Consider the following 19,952-nt stretch of genomic DNA (forward strand, 5'->3'; position numbering starts at 1 on the left):
TGCAACGAGAAGGAGTGAGATGATGAAGCGTTTTGCCGCCCTGGCAGCAGCCATCCTGATGCTGGCCGCGCCGCTGGTTCAGGCGCAGGAGATGCGTGAAGTGACCGATGCGTTTGGCCAGAAGGTGCAGGTGCCAGTCCAGCCAACGCGGGTGGTGGTGCTGAGCGAGCTCGAACTCGACAGCACCCTGACCCTGGGGCTGACCCCCATCGGCGCCGTCAATGGCCGTGGTCAACCCACCTTGCCTCGCTATTTGCTGAACAAGGCGGGCATGGGGATCCAGGTGATCGGCGATCTCGACAGCCCCAATCTGGAGTCGCTGATTGCGCTGGAGCCCGATCTTATCCTGACAGGACAGACCCGTCCCGAGCTGCTGACTTTGCTGGGGGAGATCGCGCCGACCGTGGTGACTAGCAAGTGGGGGGAGCCGTGGCAGGATAGCTTCCGCCGCACCGCTCACACCCTCAACCGCGACCAGCAAGGAGATACTTTCTTGCTGCAGTATGCCGAGCGGTTGACTCAGGCTCGCAGCAAGCTGGCCAAACATCAGGGGGAGAGCATCAGCATAGTGCGCTGGAACCCCAAGGGGCCGAGCTTTATGTATCAGGGCACCTTTGCCAGCAGCGTAGTGGAGTCGATGGGGCTGGTACGCCCAAGCAAGCAGCAGGGGACTGGCGCACCCCACTCACCGGCGCTGAGTCTGGAGTCCCTCAACCTGCTGGATGCTGACTGGCTGGTGGTCGGTACCCTGAGCGCCAGCGGTGATGCGGTGGATGCCATGCGTCAGGCGGAGCAGACTCCAGCGTTCCAGCAGTTGCCGGTGATCAAGGCCAAGCGCTTTGGCGCCGTGGACGGGTCGCTCTGGACTTCGAGCGGCGGCCCACAGGCGGCTCTCAAGGTGATCGAGGATGTGGAGCGGTTGCTGGCAACCCGCAGCTGAACGAGCGCGTTATCTGAGGGATGAAATCTGTGCGAATGAACCACAGATAGAGTATCTATCTATCAGTGGTTCATTAATGTGGATGTTAATTTCTTTTATTGGCTCATTCGCAAAAGAGTGCTTTCGTTTATTGATTAATGTGTGAATTGCTGCACGTTCTGGGTACGAGCCTCGCGGTATGGCTTTTGTCGCCCCCGTTTTTCCGTATGGTATGAGCGTTTATTGGGTCAAGGGTTAATTGCTGCTTGTTCCCGTTAAGTGCTTGCTACCAAAGAGGAATCTAAATGAACGAGAGTCGACGTAGAGTCACCCTGGGGCTGTTGAGTACCCCCCTGGTCGCCACCCTCACCGGCTGCAACAGCAGCAATGACAGCCAGGGGAGTGCGGCGGATTTTCGCACCACCCTGACCGACCGGCTGAGCGCCGAGCTGCACGACGAGCAGACGGCCCGCCAGCTGGCCCCCTTCATCGAGGAGGCCTGCTTCAACATGACCCCGTCCCGGGTCGCCATCGACCAGGCCCACTGCGTCATCGCCTTTGCCTTCGGCAACCGCCCCAACGCCTCGGGCAACCCGGATGAACTGGCCGAGCCCGGCCCCATGAACGAGGCTCTGGCTGCCTGCTGTGCGGCCCTCTATCGGCAAAAGCCGGTGCCCATGTACGTGCAATGGGAGATTGCCCGCTTCCTCGACTCGGCCCGCTATCCGGACATTCCAGCCCGGGATGTCATCTCCATCGAGCCTTACTGGGATAATGAAGGCAAGCTGGTCTACCTCAGCACGGACGGCGTGGTGGAGGCCATTGTCAGGGATTATGCCGGCGGAGATGCCGCCGCCCTTGGCACGGCGGCCGTTATCGGTCACCGCGACCACGTCAAGCGCTGCATCATCACCTGCCGTGCCCGCAAGGTGGCGAGCCATGCCCCGGAGGGGATCGAACTGCCCGTCTGGTACGACGAGCAATCCGATCAACCCTGGACCCGTCGCCGCGACCTCTATGTGCTGCAGGATATCTCGGTTCAGTTGATGGGGGTGGCGCAGGCCAACATAGCCCAAGCCTATCCGAACGGCTGAGGAGACCGCTCGGCGGATGGTGCAATAACAGAAAACGGCGGGTTGATCCCGCCGTTTTTTTTGAAATGACTCTGATTACTGTTTCTGGATAGTGGTTACGGTTAGCTTGCCGTCCGGGTTCTCGGCGTGAAAACGCACCGCATCCCCCACCTTCAGATCCTGGAGCTGGGCCGGGTTAGCTACTCGAAAGACCATGGTCATGGGGGGCATCTTGAGGTTCTCGATCGCCTCGTGCTTGATGCCGACTTTGCCGCGCCCCTCATCGAGGCGGGTAATGACCCCCTTGGTCATCACCATTGCGGCCTGTTTGCTCATCTCACCCGTCTGACTCATATCGTGCCCTTCATGGTGCATCATCTCTTCGGCTTGCAGGTTGGTGTGGGTGGCAAGGCCAAGCAGCAGGGTCAGGGTCAGCGTCTTGTAGTTCATGATGGTTTCCTTATCGTTCAGTCAATATGGATCGTGAAATCGGGTTATTCGGATTGCGGGTACGCGCTCTTGCCAAGGCTGCGGCTGCGCCACAGGTAGTAGGCGGCGGGCAGCACCAAGAGGGTCAGCACCAGCGCGCTCACCATGCCGCCGATCATGGGGGCGGCGATGCGCTGCATCACCTCGGATCCGGTGCCGTGGCTCCACATGATGGGCAAGAGGCCAGCGATGATGGTGACCACCGTCATCATCTTGGGGCGCAGGCGCAGGGCGGCGCCGTGGATCACCGCCCGGTGCAGACCCGCCTTGTCCGGCTTGCCACTGGCCACCAGGTCATCCCAGGCATGGTTGAGGTAGACCAGCATCAAGACGCCGGTCTCTACCGCCACCCCCGCCAGAGCGATAAAGCCCACCCCGACCGCCACCGAGAGGTTGAAATCGAGCAGCCAGAGGGTCCAGATCCCGCCCACCACCGCCAGCGGCAAGGTGGTGAGAATGAGCAGTACCTCCTGAACGCGGCGAAACGCCAGATAGAGCAGCAGCACGATAATGGCTACCGTGAGCGGCACCACGTAGGCGAGGCGCGCCTTGGCCCGCTCCATGTACTCGTATTGGCCAGACCAGGTGAGGGCGTAGCCCGCCGGCAGCACCAGCTGCTTGCCCACCTTTGCCTTGGCCTCAGCTACAAAAGAGCCGATATCGCGGCTGCGAATATCGACGTAGACCCAGCCGTTGAGGCGCGCATTTTCACTGCGCAGCATCGGGGCCTCGTCGCTGATATAGACCCGGGCCACATCCGCCAGCGCGATACGCGCACCGCTCGGAGTCACCACCGGCAGCAGCTCGAGGCTGGCCACTGAATCGCGATAGCTCTGGGGGTAGCGCAGGTTGATAGGGTAGCGTTCACGTCCCTCGATGGTCTGGCCCACCTCCATGCCGCCCACCGCGGTGGCGAGCACCGCCTGCACGTCGGCGATGTTGAGGCCGTAGCGGGCCGCTTTCAGCCGGTCGATGTCCACCTTGACGTAGCGGCCACCGGCGACCCGCTCGGCGTAGACCGATGAGGCGCCCTCCACCTTGCCGACGATCTGTTCCAGCTGCTGGCCGAGCTGCTGGATCACCTTGAGATCGGGCCCCGCAATCTTGATGCCGACCGGGGTCTTGATGCCGGTGGCCAGCATGTCGATGCGGGTCTTGATGGGGGGCACCCAGGCGTTGGTGAGGCCGGGGAAGCGGATGAGGGAGTCGAGCTCTTCTTTGAGCTTCTCCGGGGTCATGCCGGGGCGCCACTGATCGCGGGGTTTGAGCTGGATGCTGGTCTCCATCATCACCAGATCCGCAGGGTCGGTGGCTGATTCGGCGCGGCCCGCCTTGCCGAACACGTTCTGCACCTCGGGCACGGTACGAATGAGCTTGTCGGTCTGCTGCAAAATCTCCCGCGCCTTGCCCACCGAGATATTGGCTGCGGTGGTGGGCATATACATGATGTCCCCCTCGTCCAGCGGCGGAATGAACTCGGAGCCCAGGTACTTGAGCGGCCAGAAGCCCGCCACCGTCACCACGGCGGCGATGGCCAGGGTGGTTTTCGGACGAGCCAAGACGGCTTTGAGCAGTGGCACATAGCCCAGGCTCAGCCAGCGGTTGAGCGGGTTGGCCTGCTCCGCCAGCACCTTGCCACGGATAAAGTAGCCCATGATCACCGGCACGAGCGTGATGGCGAGCCCGGCCGCCGCCGCCATGGCATAGGTCTTGGTGTAGGCGAGCGGGTGGAACATCCGCCCCTCCTGCGCCTCCAGCGCGAACACCGGCAGGAAGCTGATGGTGATGATGAGCAGGGAGAAGAAGATGGCGGGCCCCACCTCTATGCTTGCCTCGGTGATGATGCGCCAGCGGTTCTTATCGGTGAGCGCCTCCCGCTCCATGTGTTTGTGGACGTTCTCGATCATCACGATGGCGCCATCCACCATGGCGCCGATGGCGATGGCGATGCCCCCCAACGACATGATGTTGGCGTTGATCCCCTGCAGGTGCATCACGATAAAGGCGGTCAGGATGGCGATGGGCAAGGAGATGACCACCACCAGCGACGAGCGCAGGTGGAACAGGAAGGCGAGGCAGACCAGCACCACCACCGCGAACTCCTCTACCAGCTTGCCGGAGAGGTTGTCGATGGCGCGCTGGATAAGGTCGGAGCGATCGTAGACGGTGACGATCTCTACTCCTTCCGGCAGGCTGCTTTTGAGCTGGGCGAGCCGCGCCTTGACCCCGTCGATGGTGTGCTGGGCATTCTCGCCATAGCGCATGACGATAATGCCGCCCACCACTTCCCCTTCGCCATTGAGCTCGGCCAGGCCGCGCCGGCTCTGGGGCCCGGTGACCACATCAGCCACATCGCCCAGCAGCAGCGGGGCGCCGCGCACATTGGTACCGAGCGGGATCTGCTTCAGATCCTCCACGCTTTTCAGATAGCCGTTGGATCGCACCATGTACTCCGCTTCTGCCATCTCGATGACGGAGGCGCCGGTCTCCTGATTGCCCTGCTTGATGGCTGTCTCGATAAGGGAGAGCGGGATGCCGTAGGCGCGCAGCTTGTCCGGATCGACCCGCACCTGATACTGGCGCACCATGCCGCCGACGGTGGCGACCTCGGAGACCCCGTCCACCGTCTGCAACTCGTACTTGAGGAACCAGTTCTGCAGCGAGGTGAGCTGGCTGAGGTCATGCTTGCCGGTTCTGTCCACCAGTGCGTACTGATAGACCCAGCCCACCCCGGTGGCATCTGGGCCGAGCTGGGGTCGAGCGGAGGCGGGCAGGTTGGGGGCGACCTGACTCAAATACTCCAGCACCCGGGCACGGGCCCAGTAGAGGTCGGTGTTGTCGTCAAACAGCACATAGACGAAGGAGTCGCCGAAGAAGGAGTAGCCGCGCACCGTGGTGGCCCCCGGCACCGCCAGCATGGCGGTGGTGAGCGGGTAGGTCACCTGATCCTCCACCACTTGAGGCGCCTGGCCCGGATAGGAGGTCTTGATGATCACCTGCACGTCGGAGAGATCCGGCAGGGCGTCCACCGGGGTCTGTTTGACCGACCAGAGCCCCCAGGCGGTGAGCATGAGGGTCAATAGCAGCACCAGAAAGCGGTTGCCGATGGACCAGCGAATAATCGACGGGATCATGATTGAACTCCTTTCTCACCAAGTACAGAGAGCGGAGAGCGGTTGCCTGCTAGGCAGCGAATGATGGCAGGGATCATGATTTCTTCTCCACCTCGGGCATCGCCATCTGATGTTGGCTATGGTCCATCCCTTCCATCTCATCTTTTGCCTGCTCCGGAGCGTGGCCGCTGGCCGGGGCCTTCTCCTGATGGATGTTGGTGATGCGGTACTCATCCCCCTCCTGCATTACCTGCAGGTGCAGGGTCTGCCCCTCGACCAGCTTGCTGATATCGACCCCATCGGCGACGGTGAACTCCATCTCCATGGCGGGCCACTGCCACTCGGGGATGGGCTGGTGGGAGACCATCAGGGTACGTTTGGCCAGATCGATGCTTTCAACCTCGCCCTGAGTCCACACCTGGGCAGGGCGCACCGCCGTCATGCGCTGGAAGTCCGAATCGATGGCCGACTCGGAGTCGAGCAGGAACTGGGCAGAGCTGACGATGTTATCCCCCGCCTCTACCCCAGCCTTGATGGCCACCTTGTCGCCAAACTGGGGGCCCAGAGTGACGGCCACCGACTTGAAGCTGCCATCCCCCAGCGCCAGCACCAGCCGGTCCTGACTGCCGGTGCGGATCACCGCTTCGCTCGGCACCACCAATTGCGGCTCTCCCTTGCCCGCCTGAATGGTCACCTTGGCGAACATATTGGGTTTCAAAAACTCGTCCGGGTTGGCGAAGCGCAGCCGTACCTTGAGGGTACGGGTGGTGGCATCCAGAGTCGGGTAGAGGTAATCCACCTTACCTTGCCAACTGCGGCCGGGGGCATAGTCGAGGGTCATGGTGACCGGATCCCCCACCTTCAGCTGGGCGGCCTGGCGCTCGAACACCTCTGCACTCACCCACACCTGCTTGAGGGTGCTGATGTTAAAGAGCGCCGCGGCAGGCTCCACATACTGGCCTTCTCGCACCTTCAGCTCGGAGACATAACCGCTGCTGGGGGCATAGAAACGCACCGTCTCCTGCACCTGACGGGTGCGCTTGAGGGCCGCTATCTGATCTGCCGGTACCTGCAGGGACTTGAGCTTGCCTTCGGCGGCGCGCAGCAGCAGCGGGTTGGCAGTGTTGAGGGCCAGCAGGTATTCGTGCTGGGCGTTGACCAGATCCGGGGCGTAGAGCTCGTAAATAAGGCTCCCCTTGCTCACCTGCTGCCCTTCGCTCTTGATGGCGAGGGTGCGGATCCAGCCCGCCATGCGGGCGTTGACCGCCTCCAGCTTGTCCTCGTCATAGCCGACGTAGCCCACCGTCTCGATCTGCTGGTGGATAGGGAGCTTCTCCACCTTGGCAAGCCGCACCCCCAGGTTCTGCTGGATCTCGGGGCTGATGGTGACAGTGCCCGGTGAGCCGCCCTGTTTTTCCTCATAGACGGGGATAAAGTCCATCCCCATGTTGTCCTTGGCCGGGGCATTGCGCTTGTCGCGCGGATCCATGGGGTTGACCCAGTAGAGCGGCGTCTTCTCCTTGGCCACGGTGCTAGCAGTGGTCTGTTTGGCAGCCCAGTAACCGCCACCGGCGCCGAGGGCCAGCAGCAGGGCTGATACCAGCAGTTTCTGGCTCATCGCACACCCCCACTTAGTGGCAGGGTGGCAAAGTTCTTGGCGGCGATAAGGCCGGTAACAGGGACAAGTGACATCATATCTCTTCTCTTGTGCAGGCCGCCGGATCGGAGATGGACAAGGCATCACCTAAGGGATTGGCGGCAAACGGGGCGCAGCTGTATCAGCGCGCACGGCTCCCAGTGAGCGGGCCGGTTTGGCCGGGGCACAGGGTCAGGCAAGGCGGCAGGAGACGGGCAAGCCGAGGCTTGCCGCTGCCGCAAGAGAAGATCTTTCTAGTGTCGCAGCACCGACAACATCAGGTGTCGGCGCGGCCAGGAGGGGGGATGGGTACCGCGTGATCGCAGGAAGGGATCCCGCAACCAGTTATCAAGCAGTGCAGTTGCGAAGTTACTGCCAAGTAGCAGGGGGAAGATCAGCAGGGCGACCAATACACCCAGCAGAGCTATCGCGCCGAAGGAGAGGGCATTGACGCCGGTCTGCATCTGGCACTCATCGCCCATGGCCGACCCCTCGTCTCCCTGATGGCAGGAGAGGGCCATGGTATCGCTCGGGTGAGACATTGCGGGCATCGCATGAGAGCTCTCGCCATCCGCCATCGCCATGGATGAATCCAACATCACCATTGGCAGGGGGCTGCTTTGGGTCGTCTCGGAGGAGAGGGGAGAAGCATGCCAGCTGATGCAGAGGGTCAGATTGCACACGAGCAGCAGCGCCAGCAATAGCCGGGCTAGCAGGGCAGAGGGCAATCTTGTCGCAAGCTGGGTGAGTGACAATCCGGTCATCCTTCAGGATCTGGTATCCAGACTCTAAACCTTGCTTCTGGGAGAAGGTCAAGGTGAGGGCTGGCGCTGTTGTTGCAGATAGATGTCGCTGTATTTCTCCAGCAGCTGATCTATCCACTGCCTCATGCCCGGCGCTTGCAGCATGGGTTCCAGCTGTTCGAGGGTGCCAAGATGGGGAGATTGTAGTGAAACAGAAATATAGAGCTCACCGCGCTGCAGTGGCCACTGCAGATCAGTCATTCCGCTGCTCGGGTAATTTTCGCTCAAAAACAGGCGGCCGGAAGAGCGGCCATAGGGAACGAAGTCGACCCGGTCACTGGCCAGCAGGCCAAATACCTGCTTGAGGGAGTTGACCCTGTAGATGCGGGTATTTGCTTGCAAAAAATCATCCATTTCGCTGCCAAGGCTGACGCCTATCATCATGGCTCCCCGCAGTCCGGTCAGATCCTCCCGTCGCTGCAGCAAGCGGCTGCCGGGTTGGCGCACGAACACCGCCATGTCATTGATGGCCATGGGCGTTCGGGTAAAGCGGGAGTAGTGTGCTCTCTCTTCGTTGCGCAGCGCACAGATATTGATGTCGACCTCTCCTTTCGCCACTTTCTGCTGACAGCGGGCCCAGGGGCCCACATAGGAGAGATCCACATTGAAACCCAACCGTTGATAGAGGGTACTGACTACTTCGGCACAAACGCCGATGATCTTGCCATCGCTCAGCCAGTTCCAGGGGGGATAATCGTGATGACCACAGGCGGAGAGGGTAGTGGTCGTCAAGGTCGTCGCGAGCCAGAGCTGAGCCAGCATATCCGGATCCTGTGCAAAAAAGTCTCGATGTGTGTCATTGAAGCACACCGCAGACAAAAAAATACCCCCGCACGGGCGGGGGTAGTTTGTTATCGGTGGCACGCCCGTGGAGAGCGTTACGGCTTGGCGCGTTTTTCCGACCCTTTCATGATGAGGCGGAAGAAGAGCGGGATAAAGAAGATGGCGATAAAGGTGGCCGCCAGCATGCCGCCGATGACCGGCCAGCCGAGAGCGTGACGGCTTGCGGCACCGGCGCCGCTGGAGGTGACCAGCGGCACACAGCCGAGGATGAAGGCCAGCGAGGTCATCACGATGGGGCGAAAACGCAGGCGCGCCGCCTCCAGTGCCGACTCGATGAGGCTCATCCCCTCCTCGTGCTTCATCACCGCGAATTCCACAATCAGTATGGCGTTCTTGGCGGCAAGGCCCACCAGGGTCACCAGCCCGATCTGGAAGTAGACGTTGTTGGTGAGTCCTACCAGCCAGGTGGCCAGCAGGGCGCCGAACAGGGCGAACGGTACGGCTGTGATCACCGCAAACGGCAGGCTCCAGCGTTCGTACTGGGCTGCCAGGATGAGGAAGATCATCACAATACCGAAGCCGAACGCCATGCCTGCGCTACCGGCAGAGGCCTTCTCCTGATAGGCGGAACCGGTCCACTCCAGCTTGGCATCGTTGCCAAGGGTGCTGTTGGCCACCTCTTCCAGTGCGGCGATCGCCTGACCCGAACTGTAGCCGGGTGCCGGCTGTGCCATGATCTTGGCTGCCTGGAAGATGTTGAAACGCTCTACCAGCTCGGGACCACTGGCATCACGGACCGTCACCAGGCTGCTGAGCGGGATCATCTCGCCGGTGTTGGAGCGCACGTAGACGTTGCGGATATCGCTCTTCTTAGCGCGGTAGTCCGCTTCGGACTGCAACTGTACCCGGTAGGTTCGGCCAAACTGGTTGAAGTCGTTGACATAGACCTGACCGAAGGTGGCCTGCATGGTGTCGAATACCGCATTGATCGGCAGCCCCAGCGCCTTGGCTTTCTCGCGATCCAGGTCGAGATAGACCTGCGGCACATTGGCACGGAATGTGGATGTGACACTTGCAAACTCGGGGCGCTCCTTGGCGGCGGCGAGGAAGCGCTGTACTTCGCCAGAAAACTCCTGGGCACTGCCGGAACCCCGGTTTTGCAGGTAGCCTTCCAGTCCGCCGGTGGTGGACATCCCCTGGATGGGGGGCGGGTTGAAGGAGGCAACAAAGCCGTCAGCCAGCCCCATCAGGCTCATCCCCTGCAGGGTTTTGGCCAGCTCGAAGGAGTCCTGGCCTGTCCCCTTGCGCTCGCTCCAGTCCTTCAGGGTAATGAAGGTGAGGCCACTGTTGCTGATGATGGCATTGGAGAGGATGTCGAAGCCCGAGAAGGTGATGACATCCTTCACATGGGGATTGGCCATGGCTATCTTGTCGAACTGATCCGCCACCGCCTGCGTCCGGCTCATGGCGGCGGCATCCGGCAGCATGACAGCGGAGATGAGGTAGCCCTGATCTTCGTTTGGTACCAGCTCGCCCGGCACTTTCAGGAAGAGACCGTAGATGGAGAGGATCAGCACGGCGATGATGGCAAAGGCGACCCCCACCCGGCGGTTCAGGAAGGCAACACCCCGTACATAGCCGCGAGTCAGCTGGTCAAATTTTTCGTTGAACCAGACGAAGAAACGGGCCGGTTTGTGGTGTCCTTCTTTCAGCAACACGGCGCACAGGGCCGGCGACAGGGTCAGTGCCACCAGACCCGAGATAGCTACCGAGACCGCAACCGTGATGGCGAACTGCTTGTACATCACACCCGTCATACCACCCATAAAGGCGACCGGCAGAAACACGGCGCAGAGCACCAGCACGATGGCGACCACCGGGCCGGAGACCTCCTGCATGGCGAGGATGGCCGCTTCCTTGGCGGAGCACTTCTTCTCGCTCATGATCCGCTCGACGTTCTCGAGCACCACGATGGCGTCATCCACCACAATACCGATGGCGAGCACCATGCCGAACAGGGTCAGCAGGTTGATGGAGAAGCCGAGCACCAGCATGCCGGCGAAGGTGCCGATCAGCGATACCGGCACCGCGATACAGGGGATCAGGGTGGCGCGGAAGTTTTGCAGGAACAGGTAGACCACGATAAACACCAGTACGATCGCCTCGAACAGGGTGTGTACCACCTCCTCGATGGAGATCTTCACAAACTCGGTGGTGTCGTAAGGGATCTGGTACTCGATATCCTGCGGAAAGCGCTCCTTGAGTTGTTCCATGGTGGTGTGCACCGCGTCGGCGACTGCGACGGCGTTAGCTCCGGGCTGCAGATAGGTAGCGATACCGATGGCCGGTTTGCCGTTGGCGCGGGCGACCAGATCATAATCCTTGCCCCCCAGTTCGACCCGGGCGACATCGCGCACCCGGATCTTGGAGCCATCGGGCATGGAGCGAACGATGATGTTCTGGAACTCCTTCACATCTTCAAGGCGACCCTTGGTCTGCACCGTGTAGGTGAAGTCGATGGGGGTCGAGGTGGGCTGGGCACCGATCTTGCCCGCCGCAAACTGGGTGTTCTGCTCGCGGATGGCGCTAATCACATCGCTCGGGGTGAGTTCGAGCTGGGCCAGCCGATCCGGCCGGAGCCAGATACGCATGGCATAGTCGGTACCGCCAAACAAGGTGGTATCACCGATGCCGGGAATCCGCTTGAGCTCGTCGATGATGTTGAGCAGGGCGTAGTTCGAGAGATAGGTGGTATCAAACGAGCCGTTCGGCGACTGGAGGGTGACCACCTGCAGGATGGAGGTCGATTTCTTCTTGACTGTGACCCCCTGCTTTTTCACCTCTTCCGGCAACTGGGCCATGGCGGCCGAGACCCGGTTGTTGACGTTGATGGTGGCCTGATCCGGATCGGTGCCGATCTCGAAGTAGACGTTGAGGTTCATCTGGCCGTTGGAGGCCGATCCCGATTGCATATAGATCATCCGCTCAACGCCGTTGATCTGCTGCTCCAGCGGCGCGGCGACAGTCTGGGAGATCACCTCGGGGGTGGCGCCCGGATAGAAGGCTGTCACCGAGACCACCGGCGGGGTGATCTGGGGGTACTGCTCAATGGGGAGCGATCGCATTGCCGCCAATCCACCCAGCACGATAATGATGGAAATCACGCTGGCGAAGATGGGACGCTCGATAAAAAACCTGGAAAACATACGAGCTCCTTACTTGGCCGCTGAGTGGCTGACCATCTTGGCGGTGATGGCTTTCATCTCGTCGGCAGAGACAGGTTTCACCACGGCACCGGGGCGAGCCTTCATCAAGCCTTCGACGATGTAACGGTCACCGGCATTGAGGCCACTGTCGATCAGTACCCCCTCGGCGACCACCGGGCCCAGCTTGACCGGGCGGGGCATCACCTTGTTCTCTGCATCCACCACCATCACCATGCGGTCAGCCTGAGACTGGACGATAGCGCGGGGCGGTACCACGATGGCGTTTTTGCGCAGGCCAAGATCGATGGTCATGCGGACAAACTGGCCGGGCAGCAGCACGCCATCCTTGTTGTCGAAGATGGCACGGGCCCGGATGGTGCCGGTCTGGGGATCGACCCGGTTGTCGGAGAAGTTGAGCTTGCCCGCTTCAGGGTAGACAGAGCCATCGGCCAGACGAATATGGGTGCGCCAGGTGGTGGCATCCTTCGCCTCAATCACCCCTTTCTTTACCGAGTTTTCGAAGTTGAGGCGATCCTGCTCCGAGTAGGAGAAGTTGACATAGAGCGGATCAAACTGGGTGATGGTAGTGAGCAGGCCGTTGTCGCCGCTGGTGGAGATAAGGCTCCCCTCGGACTGGGAGCTCTTGCTCGCCATGCCGTTTATGGGGGCGGTGACTTTGGTATAGCTGAGGTTGAGCTCGGCCTCCTTCACCTTGGCCTGGGCGGCCTGATGGCTGGCGATGGCCGCTTCATAGTTGGCGATGGTGTCGTCATAGTCCTTGCGGCTTACCACCTGGCGCTTGAAGAGGGGAATGATGCGATCCCGATCGGCGCGGGCCTTGTTGAGGCGAGCCTGCTCCTGAGCCAGGGTCCCTTTGGCCTGCTCCAGCGCCACCTTGTAGGGCTCGGGATCGATCAGAAACAGCTCCTGGCCGGCGGTAACCGGCTGACCTTCGATGTAGGTGCGCTTGAGCAGGATGCCACTGACTCGTGATCGCACATCGATCTCGCGAAAACCGGCGGTTTCACCCACCATCTCGGTGGTGAGCGGCACATCGGTCAGGGTCGCCTCGTTGACTACCACGGGCACGGCCGGCATGGTTTGCACCGTCTGGTTTGTTTCCCCGCCACAGCCGGCCAGTGCACCGGCCAGCGTCAGAGCGAGCATCCCCTGTTTGAATAATCCTGCTCTGGTGTTTGGCTCCATCATCATTTCACTCCTGTTGGCCCGATTGCGGCCATCATGCACACCTTTTTTTTCGGCTGACGTGATTAACTTCATGATTACAAATTAACTCATTGGATTATTGAAGTTTTTCAATCATAGAGCATGAACATTGAACCCAAGCTGCTTGATCGAAAAAGTTCTCTCTGTTCTTCACAACAGAAGCCGTTCTGCTGCTGGAAAATGGAGTAAAGAGTACCATATGAGAACTAGATTGCCGACAGGATAGTGCGTGCGATGACAATAGTCAGGAGGAAAAAGGGGGATAATTGTAGCGGGCGAGAGGAGCCCTCGCCCGCACTCAATCAGGCGAAGCAGGCCCAGATGGGAGCGTGGTCGGAGGGTTTCTCTATGCCGCGCAGTTCATAGTCGATACCTGTCTCGGTCACGCTGTCCTTGAGGGCGTCGGAGGCCATGATGAGGTCGATGCGCAGGCCGCGATTCTCGTCAAAGCCCTTGGATCGGTAGTCAAACCAGGAGAAACGCTCGCACTCGGTAGGGTTGGCGGCGCGGAAGGTGTCGGTGAGACCGAACCCTTTCAGCCGCTCCATCCATTCGCGCTCGATGGGCAGGAAGGAGCACTTGCCATCCCGCAGCCAGCGCTTGCGGTTCGCTTCGCCGATGCCGATGTCGAGATCGGTGGGGGAGATATTCATATCCCCGATCAGCACCAGCTGGTCGTCCGGCGTGTGATGAGTTTCGAGATAGTGCTGCAGATCCTCGTAGAACTTCTGCTTGGCCGGGAACTTGGTCTCGTGATCCTGGCTTTCACCCTGCGGGAAGTAGCCGTTCATCACCTTGATGAGAGAGCCATCTTCGCGTTCGAAGGTAGCCATGATCATCCGGCGCTGGGTCTCTTCGTCGTCGGTGGGGAAGCCTTTCTCCACCTTGACCGGCTTCTGTTTACTCATGATGGCGACCCCGTAGTGGGCCTTCTGGCCGTGAAACTCCACGTGATAGCCCATGGCCTCCACATCGGCCAGCGGGAAAGCCTCGTCGTGTACCTTGATCTCCTGCAGGCCGATCACATCGGGTTGGTGCTTGTCGATGATGGCTTGCAGCTGGTGCAAACGGGCGCGCAGGCCGTTGATATTGAAAGAGATGATCTTCATGTCCGGGATGCTCATGTCATTTTTATAAGTGGCTATTGGACTAGGAATCGGCGGTAGATGCAAGTTCGGGGCGCGGGTCAGCACCAGTGGCCGACCCGCTTGGCAGGGAGAGGCGTCAGCGGGTCATCTTTTTGACGAATACCACCACAAACAGCGCCAGCGTGAAGCTGCCGGTAAAGGCTTCGAAGGCGGCAAAGATCCTGGAGAGCCCGACCGGAGTGAAGTCGCCGTACCCCAACGTGGTGAAGGTGACCACGCTGTAGTAGAGGCATTCGAGCAGGAAGATGGCGTTCTCTTCAAGGGGCGCCTCTGGTCGATAGATAAGGTAGTTACCCGCGAAGTTGAGGCCGCAGAAGAAGTAAAAAATGCTGCAGATAAAGATGAGCAGCAGAGAGAAGAGCACCACCCGCATCGGGGCCTCGCCATAGCCGCAGAAGAGATCGACCACCCAGGAGGTAAAACGCTGGGTCGACCAGAACGGCAGTTGCAGGCGGCGCATGGTGAGCTCCTGCTGGATATAGTTGCCGGACATGGTGAAGATCCCCTGTGCCTCGGAGGCTTTGCGTAGATCCCGGTAGGTCTCTTCCGCCTCCTTGAACCAGATGCGCGCCTGTTTGGGATCCCGTTCGCGGCGCCCCTTGCGATCCTGCATCACCCGTTTGCCGGTCTGCATGTTGTCGAGCCGGGTGTTGTGCCAGCGGATGCCGAGCAGGTTGACGTCATCGAGGGTGGCGCACTGGAGGTTGGCATCACTGAGATCGGCTTTCATCAGGCTGCCGCCCTTCATGCGCAGGCCGTAGAGGTGACCACCGCGCAGGTTGGCGCGATAGAGGTTGCACTGCTCCAGCAAAAATCCCTGATCGGACTCCTTGTTGACCAGATTGAGGCCCGCCAGATTGGCCCGTGACAGCTGCAGGCCGTGGCAGAGTCCGCCAGCGCGAACGTACTGTTCAAGCGCCTCGGCGGTGTGGGCTTCCTGATGGGTATGGTGGGGATCATGCCAGTGGCAGAGATCGTGCTCGCCAGCCTCTTCACTGCAGTGGCGGCCATCGGCCACCAGATAACGACACATCGCCATCTTCGTTTCCCTCGCATTGCCGAACTGGTTTCAGCATAGGCGGGGAAAAGGGGGCACGGCGGCGTCTTAGCTGAACTGGTTGAACTCCTGGCGCAGCTTGCGAAAACGCTCCTGCTGGGCCGGGTTGAGGGGGATGCCGTCGAGCACCTCCAGGGTCTCCTTGCATTCGGCACCAAACTCCGGGCTCTTGCGGTTTTTCTGCATCAGTTGCAGCAACACCTGGATCTTGTTGAGGGCGGCACCGGTATTGGCGGGCGCGCGGCGCAGGGCCTCGCGGAAGTGACCGAGTGCCTGTTCAAGCTCCCCGGCCTGATAGGCCTTGATCCCCAGATCGTTGAGCTGCTGGTAGCGCTGACGCCGCTCCAGTACCGTCTTGTCATCCCGGGTTGCCTGAATGCAGGTGGTGAGCAGCCGGTCTTCGTCCTCCGCCAGCAGGCTCTGCAGGCTCTCGGCGTATTCAAACTCGCCGAGCTGATAGAGAGCGAGGATGGTTTCGCCAAGCAGGGCGGGGGGCATGGTGACCGGTTCGTCGAGCCAGTTCTGGTTGGCTCGATAGAGCATCTTCTTGCCCTTGAGCAGCTCGCCCAGCGCGATCTGTACCCGAGCCTGACAGATCTGCTCGAACACCGGGTAGTTGAACTCCGACATCATCAATGAATCGCGGATGCGCGACAGGGCCGAGTTGACCTGCTTTTGCAGGTTGGCGATGTGGTAGCTGTCGTTGCTGTTGAGGGCGTAGAGGGTCAGGGTCTGGATGTAGGCCCCCAGATAGTGGGGGGTGCGGTGAATGGAGTTGCGGGACAGGTCGATCAGCGACAGCAACACATCCTTGGCCTGGGCATAGTCGTGGCGCAGCAGGCACACCTCCGCCAGTCGGCGGGAGAGTTGCACCGACTGGGGGGAGATATCCACCGCCCGCCTGAGCTCTTGCTGTGCCAGTTCATCGTTGCCGAGGGCGAGTTGGGATTCCGCCAGCCAGAGGTGAGCCTCCACCATCAGCGGGGTATTTTTGAGGGTCGCCTGCAGATGGCTGACCGCCTCTTCATGGAGCCCCAGAGTGTTGCACGCCTTGCCCAGCGTCAGGCGGGCCCAGCTGTTCTCCTGCCCGGCCAGCAGCTGGCGCATCAGGGCGCGCGCCTCCTGTGCTTCACCCAACTTGAGGTGGGTATCGGCCTGCAAGCAGCGGCAGTAGTTGGCAAAACGGGGCACCGCATCGGCTCGCTCGGCACAGGCGGTAATGAGAGCCTGGAAGTTGTTGTCGGCCAGGGCGGTGAATACCGGTGCCAGGGCATGACGCCGGGCGAGGGCGCGTCTGAGGCGAAACGAGAACTGCTCCTGGGAGAAGGGCTTCATCAGGTACTCGTCGGGCTCGGCCTCCAGCGCACTCAGCACCATGGCGCGGGAGCTGTCGCTGCTCACCATTATCACCACGCTCTGGGGCGGGATCAGGCTCTGGTCACGCAGACTCTCCAGCAACTGGCGGCCATTTTCGCCGACCCCCAGATCGTAATCGATGAGATAGATGTCGAAGCTGCCCTTCTGGCAGCGACGCCGTGCATCCTCGGCGGTATTGGAGTAGGTGATGTTGCTGATACCCAGATTGATCAGCATCGCCTTCATCATCACCTGAAACGAGCGCTGCTCATTGACCATCAGAATGCGTTGGGGCTTGGCAGGGCTCTTCTTTTCTGACGCGTTTTCCGGTGTCTGCATTGTTCTGGGTCGAGGCGCTACGGGTTGATGGGAGAAAGTGTGCCACCAAAGCGTGTCAAGTGGCAATCAATGTGCTTTTGTCACGCAACTTTCAGTTTCCATGTCACGCTCTGCGCCTGGTGGCCAGGGCGATGTGGTTGATCCATATCAAATAAAGCTCAGATGGGGTGGCAGCACGCGGCACACTTTTTAGACTGATAGAGGGGGCAAAGACAAGCCTCGGTCACATATAGGCCCCATCAGGCAGGTATCAGGGCCTGCCTCTGTTAGTCCATGAATCACGGAGGGATCAGAGATGAGTTTGCTACCAAGCCGTACCAGTCTGTTCGATGACCTGTTTCGCGATATGGCGTCCGGCTTCTATATTCGCCCCTTGCACGGGGACCCCTTGCCGAGCCAGATCAGGCTGGATTTGAAGGAGAGTGATGGCAACTATGTGCTGCAAGCCGAGTTGCCGGGGGTTGCCAAAGAGGACATCCATGTGGATATCCATGGTAAACAGGTGACGCTGAAAGCGGAGATCCGCCAGTTTGACAGCCAGAACAAGGATGAGCGAACACTGCGCAGTGAACGCTATTTTGGCAGTGTTTCACGCACTCTGGAGTTGCCGGTCGAGGTGGCGCTGGACAAGGTCAGCGCCAGGTTCGAGAACGGTATCCTCACGTTGCAACTGCCCAAGCAGGTGGAAACGCCAGCCCCTCACCGGGTGACCATCGAATAGCCCGTGACAAGTTCATCATCAACCGTAATGAGAAGGCCCCGTTATCGGGGCCTTCTGTTTATCAGTGCTTTTCTGTCGGTTGCTTCGCCAGATAGTGGGCGAATTGGGGCGTGTACTTGGCCTTGAACCCCTGTTCGGTCTTGATGATGAGATAGACCGCCAGCTTGTGCTGTTTGGCAAATGCCATACCCGCTTCGGGCCCCATCACCATCAGCGCGGTATCGAGGGCGTCAGCCTCAAGCGCGGTCGGGGTGATCACGCTGGCGGAGACCAGCTTGTGGGTGACCGGCTGGCCGGTGGCAGGATCGATGATATGGGAGTAACGCTGGCCATCCAGCTCGTAGTAGTTGCGATAGCTGCCTGCGGTGCTGAGCGCCATACCGTTGGGGATGACGATATCGGAAAACGCTCCCGGCTGATCGGAAGGTTCGACGATGGCCACTCTCCACGGTGAACCCTTGCTGTTGTGGCCCTTGCTGCGCACTGCACCGGCCACTTCGATCAGGTAGTTGTGTACCCCCTTGCTCTCGAGCAGGGCGGCGATTTCATCCGATGCCGCCCCTTCGCCCAGAGTGGATAGGTCGAGATAGAGATCCGGGATCGTTTTTTCGAGCAGGAAGTGATCCCCTTGCGGGGTCAGGGTCAGCTTGTCGATGCCCACCTTGTGGCGGGCGGCGGCGATGGCCGCCTCATCGGGTCGCTTGACCGGCCGTTTGTCCGGGCCAAAGCCCCACAGATTGACCAGAGGCCCCACGGTCACATCCAGCTTGCCGTTGGTCAGTTTACCGGCATCCATCCCCTGTTGGACTATGATGGCCATGGCGGGCGGGATGGCGAACGGGATATTGGCGGGCCCCTGATTGAAACGGGAGATGAGCGAGTCGGGATCGTAGGTGGAGATCTCCTTGTTCATCCGGGCCAGCAGGCTCTCAACATCGCTTTTGAGGGCGGGCTCCCCACCGGGGTAGCTATCGCTCAGGGTCACCACATAGTAGGTGCCCATGGTCTTGCCCTGAATACGGGTCTGGGCAGGCGGGGTGGGCTGGCAGCCGGCCAGCGCCAGCAGCAGGGTCAGCAGCAGGCCGCGCAGGGCCGCCACGGGGGTTATCGCAATCATCCGGCGCTCTCATCTGGAGAAGGTTCATATCGGGGCGCTAGCTTAGCCAAGGGGCGCCCGCCGGGCGAGCCCTGATGGGGGCAATCGGAGGGAAAAGGGCAGAAAAAATTAAACATTTTTGAACCTGTGGCTGGAGCGGGTCGTATCGTCCATCCGTGAGGGAGATAGTGGCAAGTAGAGCACCGTCTGGTGACCTAGCCCGCAGCTTTGGCCAAAACCCATCGCCGATTGAAAACAATTGAGTAAAATGAAGGTCGATTTAGACGGCATCTTTGCGAAGCGTTCACCGCATCCGCCAAGTCGTTGCCATCCATTGCCAATCAAAGGAGAAGATGATGAAAAAGGCGATTACCCTGCTGTTTCTGAGTACTCTGGCTGCCCCGGTTCTGGCGGATGAGTGTGCACTGGTCATCGAAGGCAATGATGCCATGCAGTACAACCTCAAAGAGATGAGCGTTCCGGCCACCTGCAAAGAGGTGACGGTCACTCTGAACCATACCGGCAAGCTGCCTGTGACCGCCATGGGCCATAACTGGGTGCTGTCCAGCACCGCAGACTATCAGACTGTGGCGACGGCGGGGATGAGCGCCGGGGCCGAGAACGGCTATCTGCCCAAGGATGATCCCCGCGTGCTGGCGCATACCAAGCTGATCGGCGGTGGCGAGAGCAGCAGCGTCACCTTCAAGACCGACGGTCTGGCGGGCAAGGATCTCACCTTCTTCTGCTCCTTCCCCGGCCACTTCGCCATGATGAAGGGCTCCTTCAAGGTCAACTAAGGTGCTGAGCGGCATCGAGCCGGTTGCCTCAATAGAAAAAGCCGGGATTTCCCGGCTTTTTCATATCTGTCTGTCCCGTCCTGAATATGGTTTACACCTTTCCCCCCAATACATGGAGAACCCGATGGGACAAGGTGTGAAACGGACACAGCGCGATTACTCGCTGACTTTTAAACTGGCACTGGTCGA

Annotated in this window: 16 protein-coding genes; 5 read left to right on the top strand and 11 right to left on the bottom strand. The window is 60.4% G+C overall.

Going from position 1 to position 19,952, the window contains the following annotated elements:
• Positions 1 to 22 precede the first annotated feature (22 nt).
• Positions 23 to 940 carry an iron-siderophore ABC transporter substrate-binding protein gene (locus tag G5253_RS15000; protein ID WP_266135563.1) on the top strand — a complete coding sequence of 306 codons (918 nt, stop codon included), beginning with the start codon at positions 23 to 25 and terminating at the stop codon, positions 938 to 940.
• A gap of 284 nt (positions 941 to 1,224) precedes the next feature.
• Entirely contained in the window at positions 1,225 to 2,013 is a 789-nt protein-coding gene (locus tag G5253_RS15005; protein ID WP_227342325.1) for a hypothetical protein, read from the top strand.
• Positions 2,014 to 2,088: 75 nt separating this feature from the next.
• Here G5253_RS15005 and G5253_RS15010 read toward each other — a convergent pair whose 3' ends face one another.
• The 10 genes from G5253_RS15010 to G5253_RS15055 all read right to left on the bottom strand — a co-directional run bounded on the left by G5253_RS15010 (position 2,089) and on the right by G5253_RS15055 (position 17,149).
• Positions 2,089 to 2,442 (bottom strand): copper-binding protein, encoded by a 354-nt coding sequence (locus tag G5253_RS15010; RefSeq protein ID WP_266135546.1) that lies wholly within the window; start codon positions 2,440 to 2,442, stop codon positions 2,089 to 2,091.
• 44 nt (positions 2,443 to 2,486) lie between these two features.
• Positions 2,487 to 5,615, bottom strand: a complete 3,129-nt coding sequence (locus G5253_RS15015) for an efflux RND transporter permease subunit (RefSeq protein WP_257690444.1) — start codon at positions 5,613 to 5,615, stop codon at positions 2,487 to 2,489.
• 73 nt (positions 5,616 to 5,688) lie between these two features.
• Entirely contained in the window at positions 5,689 to 7,212 is a 1,524-nt protein-coding gene (locus G5253_RS15020) for an efflux RND transporter periplasmic adaptor subunit (RefSeq protein ID WP_216978399.1), read from the bottom strand.
• A gap of 272 nt (positions 7,213 to 7,484) precedes the next feature.
• Positions 7,485 to 7,985, bottom strand: a complete 501-nt coding sequence (locus G5253_RS15025) for a hypothetical protein (RefSeq protein WP_227342331.1) — start codon at positions 7,983 to 7,985, stop codon at positions 7,485 to 7,487.
• Between the two features lie 57 nt (positions 7,986 to 8,042).
• Positions 8,043 to 8,795: a substrate-binding periplasmic protein gene (locus tag G5253_RS15030; protein WP_216978400.1), complete on the bottom strand. Its 753-nt coding sequence runs from the start codon at positions 8,793 to 8,795 to the stop codon at positions 8,043 to 8,045.
• 116 nt (positions 8,796 to 8,911) lie between these two features.
• Entirely contained in the window at positions 8,912 to 12,022 is a 3,111-nt protein-coding gene (locus G5253_RS15035; RefSeq protein WP_266135545.1) for an efflux RND transporter permease subunit, read from the bottom strand.
• A gap of 9 nt (positions 12,023 to 12,031) precedes the next feature.
• Positions 12,032 to 13,189, bottom strand: coding sequence for an efflux RND transporter periplasmic adaptor subunit (locus tag G5253_RS15040; RefSeq protein WP_410170591.1), 1,158 nt, complete (start codon positions 13,187 to 13,189; stop codon positions 12,032 to 12,034).
• Between the two features lie 362 nt (positions 13,190 to 13,551).
• Entirely contained in the window at positions 13,552 to 14,358 is an 807-nt protein-coding gene (gene xthA, locus G5253_RS15045) for an exodeoxyribonuclease III (RefSeq protein ID WP_266135543.1), read from the bottom strand.
• Positions 14,359 to 14,473: 115 nt separating this feature from the next.
• Positions 14,474 to 15,436 (bottom strand): ion channel, encoded by a 963-nt coding sequence (locus tag G5253_RS15050; RefSeq protein WP_201937181.1) that lies wholly within the window; start codon positions 15,434 to 15,436, stop codon positions 14,474 to 14,476.
• A gap of 66 nt (positions 15,437 to 15,502) precedes the next feature.
• Positions 15,503 to 17,149, bottom strand: coding sequence for a tetratricopeptide repeat-containing response regulator (locus G5253_RS15055; protein ID WP_266135542.1), 1,647 nt, complete (start codon positions 17,147 to 17,149; stop codon positions 15,503 to 15,505).
• A gap of 295 nt (positions 17,150 to 17,444) precedes the next feature.
• Between G5253_RS15055 and G5253_RS15060 the strand changes: the two genes are divergently transcribed.
• A complete protein-coding gene (locus tag G5253_RS15060; protein WP_103250619.1) occupies positions 17,445 to 17,870 on the top strand; it encodes an Hsp20/alpha crystallin family protein in 426 nt (141 codons plus the stop codon).
• Between the two features lie 61 nt (positions 17,871 to 17,931).
• Here the strand turns inward: G5253_RS15060 and G5253_RS15065 are convergent, their stop codons facing one another.
• Positions 17,932 to 18,987, bottom strand: a complete 1,056-nt coding sequence (locus G5253_RS15065) for an FAD:protein FMN transferase (RefSeq protein WP_266135541.1) — start codon at positions 18,985 to 18,987, stop codon at positions 17,932 to 17,934.
• A 335-nt stretch (positions 18,988 to 19,322) separates the two neighbouring features.
• Here G5253_RS15065 and azu point away from each other — a divergent pair, with 335 nt between their 5' ends.
• Positions 19,323 to 19,763 (top strand): azurin, encoded by a 441-nt coding sequence (azu, locus tag G5253_RS15070; protein WP_227343020.1) that lies wholly within the window; start codon positions 19,323 to 19,325, stop codon positions 19,761 to 19,763.
• 1 nt (position 19,764) lies between these two features.
• Positions 19,765 to 19,952: hypothetical protein (locus G5253_RS15075; RefSeq protein ID WP_421203660.1), on the top strand; the 188-nt coding region annotated here is incomplete at its 3' end.

The sequence above is a fragment of the Aeromonas sp. 602658 genome (assembly GCF_049173005.1).
In the GTDB taxonomy this organism is placed as follows: Bacteria; Pseudomonadota; Gammaproteobacteria; order Enterobacterales; family Aeromonadaceae; genus Aeromonas; species Aeromonas veronii_A.

Coding starts and splice junctions, on each gene's coding strand:
- G5253_RS15000 (WP_266135563.1), top strand. CDS start 23: ATGAAGCGTTTTGCCGCCCTGGCAGCAGCCATCCTGATGCTGGCCGCG.
- G5253_RS15005 (WP_227342325.1), top strand. CDS start 1,225: ATGAACGAGAGTCGACGTAGAGTCACCCTGGGGCTGTTGAGTACCCCC.
- G5253_RS15010 (WP_266135546.1), bottom strand. CDS start 2,442: ATGAACTACAAGACGCTGACCCTGACCCTGCTGCTTGGCCTTGCCACC.
- G5253_RS15015 (WP_257690444.1), bottom strand. CDS start 5,615: ATGATCCCGTCGATTATTCGCTGGTCCATCGGCAACCGCTTTCTGGTG.
- G5253_RS15020 (WP_216978399.1), bottom strand. CDS start 7,212: ATGAGCCAGAAACTGCTGGTATCAGCCCTGCTGCTGGCCCTCGGCGCC.
- G5253_RS15030 (WP_216978400.1), bottom strand. CDS start 8,795: ATGCTGGCTCAGCTCTGGCTCGCGACGACCTTGACGACCACTACCCTC.
- G5253_RS15035 (WP_266135545.1), bottom strand. CDS start 12,022: ATGTTTTCCAGGTTTTTTATCGAGCGTCCCATCTTCGCCAGCGTGATT.
- G5253_RS15040 (WP_410170591.1), bottom strand. CDS start 13,189: ATGCTCGCTCTGACGCTGGCCGGTGCACTGGCCGGCTGTGGCGGGGAA.
- xthA (WP_266135543.1), bottom strand. CDS start 14,358: ATGAAGATCATCTCTTTCAATATCAACGGCCTGCGCGCCCGTTTGCAC.
- G5253_RS15050 (WP_201937181.1), bottom strand. CDS start 15,436: ATGGCGATGTGTCGTTATCTGGTGGCCGATGGCCGCCACTGCAGTGAA.
- G5253_RS15055 (WP_266135542.1), bottom strand. CDS start 17,149: ATGCAGACACCGGAAAACGCGTCAGAAAAGAAGAGCCCTGCCAAGCCC.
- G5253_RS15060 (WP_103250619.1), top strand. CDS start 17,445: ATGAGTTTGCTACCAAGCCGTACCAGTCTGTTCGATGACCTGTTTCGC.
- G5253_RS15065 (WP_266135541.1), bottom strand. CDS start 18,987: ATGATTGCGATAACCCCCGTGGCGGCCCTGCGCGGCCTGCTGCTGACC.
- azu (WP_227343020.1), top strand. CDS start 19,323: ATGAAAAAGGCGATTACCCTGCTGTTTCTGAGTACTCTGGCTGCCCCG.